General features: G+C 63.9%; 5 protein-coding genes. 3 read left to right on the forward strand and 2 right to left on the reverse strand.

Translation table 11 applies throughout. The annotated features are described in order from the left end of the window. Positions 1 to 143 precede the first annotated feature (143 nt). Positions 144 to 2909, forward strand: coding sequence for a di-heme-cytochrome C peroxidase (locus ABIB66_RS19610; RefSeq protein WP_354208314.1), 2766 nt, complete (start codon positions 144 to 146; stop codon positions 2907 to 2909). Between the two features lie 135 nt (positions 2910 to 3044). Here the strand turns inward: ABIB66_RS19610 and ABIB66_RS19615 are convergent, their stop codons facing one another. Beyond that, positions 3045 to 3992, reverse strand: a complete 948-nt coding sequence (locus ABIB66_RS19615; protein WP_354208315.1) for an alpha/beta fold hydrolase — start codon at positions 3990 to 3992, stop codon at positions 3045 to 3047. A 221-nt stretch (positions 3993 to 4213) separates the two neighbouring features. On the opposite strand from ABIB66_RS19615, the gene ABIB66_RS19620 reads away from it, so the two are divergent. Together ABIB66_RS19620 and ABIB66_RS19625 are read left to right on the forward strand one after the other, a co-directional pair. Then, positions 4214 to 4675, forward strand: coding sequence for an Hsp20 family protein (locus tag ABIB66_RS19620; protein ID WP_007597127.1), 462 nt, complete (start codon positions 4214 to 4216; stop codon positions 4673 to 4675). A 317-nt stretch (positions 4676 to 4992) separates the two neighbouring features. Next, the gene (locus tag ABIB66_RS19625) at positions 4993 to 5763 is read left to right on the forward strand and encodes an alpha/beta fold hydrolase (protein ID WP_354208316.1); all 771 of its coding nucleotides are present in this window, start codon (positions 4993 to 4995) and stop codon (positions 5761 to 5763) included. Positions 5764 to 6005: 242 nt separating this feature from the next. Here the strand turns inward: ABIB66_RS19625 and ABIB66_RS19630 are convergent, their stop codons facing one another. Further along, the gene (locus ABIB66_RS19630; RefSeq protein WP_354208317.1) at positions 6006 to 6761 is read right to left on the reverse strand and encodes a hypothetical protein; all 756 of its coding nucleotides are present in this window, start codon (positions 6759 to 6761) and stop codon (positions 6006 to 6008) included. Positions 6762 to 7309: the final 548 nt, after the last annotated feature.

Consider the following 7309-nt stretch of genomic DNA (forward strand, 5'->3'; position numbering starts at 1 on the left):
CTGCCTTTATTGACACGACAGTGACTTCAGCCACACTCCACTACACGCTGAAGTAGTATAACGTGTTGTCGGTTTGTCAGGACTTTCCGCGCTCTATCGCCGCGTCTTTATTTCACGATTCGCCGTTTTCAGGATTTTGGGCCATGCATGACTCCGCTCCGAAGCCCCCCTTCGACCCCTCGATCCAGGTCTCGCCGAACAATCCCTGTCCATTCCTGCGCGGCCTCGTCGGCGAAGGGTTTGTTGACGGCGGAACCGTCCCGCTCGGCACGCTGTCGCAAACGATCGCGAATGCTAGCGGCGAGACCGGGCTGAAGAATGTCTCCGCCCGCATCCAGGTCCGCGGCGTCGCGCTCATCGCCAACGGTCTCGGTCACATCCTGAAGAGCATATTTTCGGGCGCGCAGCTCGACGCGTTGCGTGGCGGCCCCCTCGACAAGCGCGGTGCCGGCTCGCGAGTCCTCGGCGTCGACGGCAAGGTCGACGAAGACGAGCTCGCGCGGCTTGCGAGCTTCGGCCGGAACTACCAGGATCCGAACGGCGGCGGCTCCGAGCCGGGTCTCAACGCCTCGGAAATCGGCGTCTTCATGCGCGACAACCTCAAGCGCGCCGGCAGCGCCGTGCGCTGGTACTACCCCCTGCTGATGAAGTTCGAATGGCCGATCCTCCTGAAGATCGTGGGCAAGGGCGCGGGTGAGGACCGCTATCTCAGCGTGGCCGACGTGCGCACTCTGTTCAACGAGCGGCAATTCCCTGCTCGCATCAACCAGCGGCTCGAATCGCAGCCGGTGCTGTCGACCTGCCAGCGCGTGGTGCGGGGCGCGCTCAAGATTACGGCCCTGCTCGTCGCCCTCGGTCTCGCCTTGCTCGTTGCGGTCGCCGAATTCCCCGACCAGGTGCGCGCCATGCTGCCGCAAAAGGGAATTCTCGTGAATCTCCTGCCGCCCCCCTTGCCCACGGCCCCCGAGACGAAAGCGGCCTATTGGCTCGAGCAAAACTGGTCGCTGAAGGACAGGCACTGGTTTCACCATGCCAGCCAGGGCACCGCGACCTTCCCGGTGCCCTATGAATGGTTCATGGCCCTGGAGCAGCCGCGCCTGCATCTGTTCTCGCGGCCGGGCATGATGACGGACAGCGCCTATCTCGAGCGCTTCGGGTTCATCCCGAGCCCGCAGTCGATCCAGACCGACGCGACGTCACTGCGCCGCTTCGGCTACGCCAATGTCTACGAGACGACGCAGGTGCCGGACTGGTCGACCAGATGGACGCCGGCGGAGAACGTCGACGGCCTGCCGGTCGGCTTTGCACGAATGACCGGGGTCAGCGATCCCGCGACCGGTCGTCGCGAAGAGGACAAGATCGGGCTGACCTGCGCGGCCTGCCATACCGGCCAGATTCATTACCAGGGCGTCGACGTGCGTTTCGACGGTGGGCCGGCCATGACCGACCTGAAGAAGCTCGAGCTCTCCACCGGCCTGTCGATCGCCTACACGCTTTACGTGCCATTCCGCTTCCAGCGCTTCGCCGATCGCGTGCTCGGCCTCGATGCCAGCAAGGCTGACCGCGACGCGCTCAAGCAGAAGCTCAGCGCGATCGGCAACTTCCTGATCGACTGGGCGCAAACCCAGCAAAAGACGATTGAAGGCAAGAAGACCTGGAACGGCAGGCAGCAGAGTGACACCGAGGAAGGGTTCGGTCGCCTCGACGCTCTCAATCGCATCGGCAACCAGGTCTTTTCGCAGGATCTCGCGCTGAGCGGGATCAAGGGATTCGAGAAGAACCTGCACGCCCAGGACGCCCCGGTCAGCTATCCCCCGATCTGGACCGTGCCCTGGTTCAAGTTCGCCCAGTACGACGCCTCGATCGAGCAGCCGCTGATCCGCAACGCCGGCGAAGCCCTCGGCGTGACAGCGCTGCTCAACCTGTCCGACGCCTATCCGGAGGACAGGCTGTGGCGCTCCTCGGTCCATATCAACACGCTCGGCTGGATCGAGGACATGCTCAGGGGGCCAGATCCGTTCAAGACGGCAGATCCCTCCACCGGTCCGAAGTTCGGCGGCCTGCTTGCGCCGAAATGGCCCTCGCAGATCCTTGGCGACAATTGGAGGCTCGATCAGAAGAAGGTCGACAATGGCCGCAAGATCTACGCCGAGATGTGCTCCGGCTGCCATCTGCCGGCGATCGACACCCCGGCTTTCTGGTCGTCGAGACATTGGGAGCCGAGCGGCGACAGCAAGGTGCTGAACGCGGTGACGATTCCCCTCGACGAGATCAAGACGGATCCCGAACAGTCGCTCGTGCTCAGCAACAGGATCGTCGATGTGCCCGGCTTCCTGAAGGTGAATACGGCCGACCTCCAGAAATGGTGGCAATGCGACGTCTCGACCGCGAGCTCGCCGACTGAGATGGTGTATGCGCTCGGGCTCATGACTGTGGTGGATCTCGTCGCCCGCAAATGGATGGACGACGAGAAGACTCCGGACGCCGAGCGGGCGAAATTGTGGAATCTCGCGCGCAAGAACTGCCTCAATCCGGTGGGGGGAGCGCGCTATCGGGCACGGCCGCTGAACGGCATCTGGGCAACGGCGCCCTATCTGCACAACGGTTCGGTGCCGTCTCTCTACTGGCTGCTGAAGCCTGCAAGCGAGCGCCCGCAAAAATTCTGCATGGGCCGCCGCGACTATGATCCCGTGACCGTCGGCTTTGCGGTCACCGCCGACGAGAAGTGCAAGACGGGTGAAACCGAGTTCTCCGCGGGGTCGGAGAAGGATCCGATCCAGGGCAACAGCGTGCTCGGCCATTCCTTCGAGCGCAAGCCGGGTGAGGAAAAACGTCCGGGCGTCATCGGCCGCGTGTTCAAGGACGACAACGAGCGCTACGACCTGATCGAGTACCTGAAGACGCTGTAGTGGGTGATGCTACTTCCTCGTCATGGCCGGGCTTGTCCCGGCCATCCGCGATCTTCGTCACGGCGCGAAGAACGTGGATGCCCGGGACAAGCCCGGGCATGACGGCGTGTGGTCGCAGGGAAGCATCGCTCCCCCTCACTTGAACAGCGGCGTGCCCGGTACGAAGGCGTCGAAGGCTGCCCAGAATTGGGAACGGTAGCGGTCCTGCTCCTGGAGAATCTCGTGCTTGGCGCCGGCGATCACGAGATGGGAGCCGGCGCGTAAATGATAGGCGAACTCCTCGATCGCCGCGATCGAGACCACGGTGTCGCCGGAGGCCGCCAGCATCAGGATCGGCTGACGGATCTCGGACGGGTAGTTTTTGCCCCTGAAAGTGTGCATCGCGCGGAAGGCGGTATCGGCCCAGGCGATCGTCGGTGACGCGAGCCCGAGGGTCGGATCCTCCTCCAGGATCGCGGCATTGCGCGCATAGCGCACGGGATCGCTGGTCAGCGGATTGTTAATGAAGGGATTGAGCCCGGTGATCTGGTCGCTGCCGCCGGGGACATAGCGGCCGCCCGTCCCTAACACCCGCATCGTCTTCAGCAGAGCCCGCGCCGGAAACGAGGTGGCGCGGCCGGGCAGGTCGATCATCGGCGCAGACAGCACCATACGGTCGAACCAGCGCTTGCCCGCATGCGCAACCCGCAGCATCACCGTGCCGCCCATGGAGTGGGCAAGCGCGAAGAAAGGCGGCGGGCAATCCGGCAGCACCACCTGCTGCACGAAGGTCTCGACGTCGATCTCGAAATCGGCGAAGTCGCGAACATAGCCCTTGCGCGGATCGCGCAGGCGGCGCGAGGAGTGGCCCTGCCCGCGCCAGTCGATCATCGCCACCGCAAAGCCGCGGTCGCGCAAATCGCGCACGGTCTCGAAATACTTTTCGATCTGCTCACTGCGTCCGGTGAAGACGCAGACGGTGCCCTTGCGGTTCGCCGGCGGCGCCCAGCGCGCAAAGCGCAGCTCGACGCCATCAGGGGTTTTGATGGTGCCGCTGACGACGTCTTCGGGAACGGGATTGGATGGTATCGAGACCAGCGTCATGATGGGGAAGGCTTGGGCACGAAGTGCTGCAAATCAGGGGGCGGGAGCGCCGAAAAGGCCAAGTATCCGCCCTCTTGAACGCCGTTCTCCTCAACCCATATCACCTTGGTGCAGGCCGCTACCAGTGTTTCGGAACCGGAACATCAGGCTGCACACAGACGAAAGCCCGGCCCGATTGGCGGGCGGGTTACTCAAACAGTCGCTCAACGGAGGACTTGACCATGCGTACCTACGACCTGACCCCCTTCTACCGTTCCACCGTCGGCTTCGACCGCCTCTTCAACCTGCTCGACCAGGCCGGTTCGGACGGCAGCCCCGGTTATCCCCCCTACAATATCGAGCGCACCGGCGAGAACGACTACCGCATCACCGTTGCGGTTTCGGGCTTTGCCAAGGATGAGCTCTCCATCGTCGCGAAGGAAAACACGCTGACGATCAAGGGCGAGAAAGTCGCCAACGAGAACTCGAAGGCCGAAGTGCTGTACCGCGGCATCGCGGCGCGTGCGTTCGAGCGCGCCTTCCAGCTTGCTGACTTCGTGCAAGTGAAGAACGCCTCGCTTGAGAACGGCCTGCTTCACGTCGACCTCGTCCGTGAGATTCCCGAGGCGAAGAAGCCGCGCCAGATCGCGATCAACACCGGCGCGCAGGGCGCACAGGTGATCGAGAACTCGGTAGCTGCGTAAATCACTCACGCCACTTCCAGGTTGTAAAAACGCCCCGGTGCCCCGGGGCGTTTTTTTGTTTGTTCGGCTCTCTTCGTCCCCACGAAACCAGGAAATCCTACTGCGAGACCTAGAATCGTGCGGGGACGGAATACCACACGAGGGATCCGCCATACCTTCCCTGCGATGATGGTCTCGGCCTTTGCCAGGACGTCAGCGATTGTTGGACTGCGTTGCTGGAGTGTCCCGCCGCATCACAGAGCGGTGAATTGGCGTAACGCCGTCGCCCCGCGCGTCGTCCTTTGGCTATCGAACCCAAAACAAGACGGAGAACGATCATGACTTTCTGGCGCAGCTTTTTCGTCGCCGCGAGCCTGCTGGCGGCCCCTCTCAGCCTCGCTCATGCGCAGACGCCGCAGACCGTAAAGGCCAAGAACGTCGTGCTGGTGCACGGCGCCTGGGCCGACGGCTCGAGCTGGTCGGAAGTGATCCCGATCCTCCAGGCCGCAGGGCTCAACGTAACCGCCGTGCAGAATCCGCTGTCGTCGCTTGCGGATTCCGTCGAAGCCACCAAGCGCGTGCTGGCCGAACAGGATGGTCCGACCGTGCTGGTCGCGCATTCCTGGGGCGGCACCGTGATCAGCCAGGTCGGCACCGACCCGAAGGTTACCGGCCTCGTCTATGTCGCCGCACGTGCGCCCGATGCCAACGAGGATTTCGTCGCGCTGTCGAAGCAATTCCCGACCGGCCCCGTGCGTGCCGGCATCATCGAGCGCGACGGTTACACAAAACTCTCGGAAGACGCCTTCCTGAAGTATTTCGCCAATGGCGTGAAGCCGGAGCAGGCCAAGGAGCTCTACGCCGTGCAATGGCCGACCGCCGCCTCGATCTTCGCCGGTCGCACCACCGAGGCGGCATGGCGCTCCAAGCCGAGCTGGTACGCGGTGTCGAAGAACGACTACACCATCAATCCCGATCTCGAACGCTTCCTCGCCAAGCGCATGAACGCAACCACGATCGAGCTCGACGCCGGCCACCTCTCGCTGGTGTCGCATCCGAAGGAGGTGGCGAATTTGATCCTGGAAGCGGCGGGGTACGGCCGGAGCTGAGTGGCGCTTGTCACAGATGCAAAAGGCGCCTGAGTTCTCAGGCGCCTTTTGTTTGCTCCACTCTCTCCCCAATGTCGTCCTGGCGAAGGCCAGGACCCATTACCACAAGGGGATGTTTGGCGAAGATTAGTCATCCGGTACTCACACCACGCACAATCGACAGACCTCGCGGTATGGGTCTTGGCTTTCGCCAAGGACGACACCGTTGGTGTGATGCGGGCCATTGCATCAAACGCTCACGTTTAGTCCAGCCCCTGCGCTGCCGGCATGTCCTGTGTCGGCAGGATCGTTGGAGCAGGTTTGGCCAGACCGACGGTTGGAGCAATGACCTGCGGCGCGGCCTCGGCGGGCCTTGCCGGCACGACTGCCACGGTCTGCGTGGCAGGTTGAGCCTGCGCTGCCTGCGCCGTCGCAGGCTCGGCCGGCTTCGCCGCGGCGACCGGCGCCTCGCGCGGCGGGGCGGCCTTCGGGAGCGGGACGGTGCGGCTGGCGACATGCGGGATCGGGGCCGGTGGGCGGGGCGGACCACTGCGGACCATGGTCGGCGGCGGCAGCGCGCTTTGCGGGCGGTAAGGTGCAACCGCAGGCTGCTCGTAGCCCGGCGCCATGCCGTAAGCGTCAGCAGCTGGCATGAAGCGCAAAATCCTTCCGTCGCGGGCGTCGATCACCAGCCGGCCGTCCTCGCCGCGGCGGTCGATCACCGCGATGGTGTAGACGCCGCCGCCCAGGCGCGGGATGCCCAGCGGAGAAAACCCGTTTTCGCGCAGCACCGCGTAGACCTCGGTCGATGGCAGCAGCACCGGGGCCGGCCCGCGTTCCTCGTAGCCCGAGCCGTAGCCATAGCGCGGCGGCGGGGGCGGCGCGGCGTCCGATGGCGCATAGGGTCCGTCGAAATCCGAGACCGCGATCATCGCCCCTCGCACTGGAACTTGCGCTTGAGCCGCGGTCGCGGCCAGCACCAGCGCGGCGGCGGCCACACATCCTGTGAAAAACTTCATGGTCGAGACGCTCCTGTCAGGCCCCCGGACGGATCGCGCTCTTTCGCTTCTTGCGGCGTGGCGCGCCCTCCGAAGGGTCGATCCGAAGCATCATTGCGGATTTCGGCGTCGGCGGGGCCGGATCAGGGCGCGTTTGCTTCAAAACCGGGGCCGCGCAACTTTTGGAAAGCGATCGATTGACAGATGGGGAATCGGGACTTGCGCGCGCTTGTGTGATAGACAAAAATTTGGCAAGGTGATGGTTAGGACAGGAAGACTGTCTCAATTTTGCTTGCGGTTCCGGCATAGGGATTGCAACGAAAGTCGGTGCTTTCGAGCGCCAAGAAGGCAACAGGCAAAGCCGTTCTCGGGGACGAAGAACGCCTTGGCCTGAATTTAAGAAAATGCGGCTCGCGAGCGCACGAGCGGTGACCCAGAAGCGGGTGCCGCGGGACGCCCAAGGTGCGCCGAAGGTGGCGGTGAGGCAGCTTGCCGCATGGAGAGGACGAGGACATGAACGGGTCGCAAGTCGAGCGCGGAAACATCGTGGCAGAGCAACTGTCGGCGAC

Source organism: Bradyrhizobium sp. F1.13.3, assembly GCF_040548265.1.
GTDB lineage: Bacteria > Pseudomonadota > Alphaproteobacteria > Rhizobiales > Xanthobacteraceae > Bradyrhizobium.

Coding starts and splice junctions, on each gene's coding strand:
- ABIB66_RS19625 (WP_354208316.1), top strand. CDS start 4,993: ATGACTTTCTGGCGCAGCTTTTTCGTCGCCGCGAGCCTGCTGGCGGCC.
- ABIB66_RS19630 (WP_354208317.1), bottom strand. CDS start 6,761: ATGAAGTTTTTCACAGGATGTGTGGCCGCCGCCGCGCTGGTGCTGGCC.
- ABIB66_RS19610 (WP_354208314.1), top strand. CDS start 144: ATGCATGACTCCGCTCCGAAGCCCCCCTTCGACCCCTCGATCCAGGTC.
- ABIB66_RS19620 (WP_007597127.1), top strand. CDS start 4,214: ATGCGTACCTACGACCTGACCCCCTTCTACCGTTCCACCGTCGGCTTC.
- ABIB66_RS19615 (WP_354208315.1), bottom strand. CDS start 3,992: ATGACGCTGGTCTCGATACCATCCAATCCCGTTCCCGAAGACGTCGTC.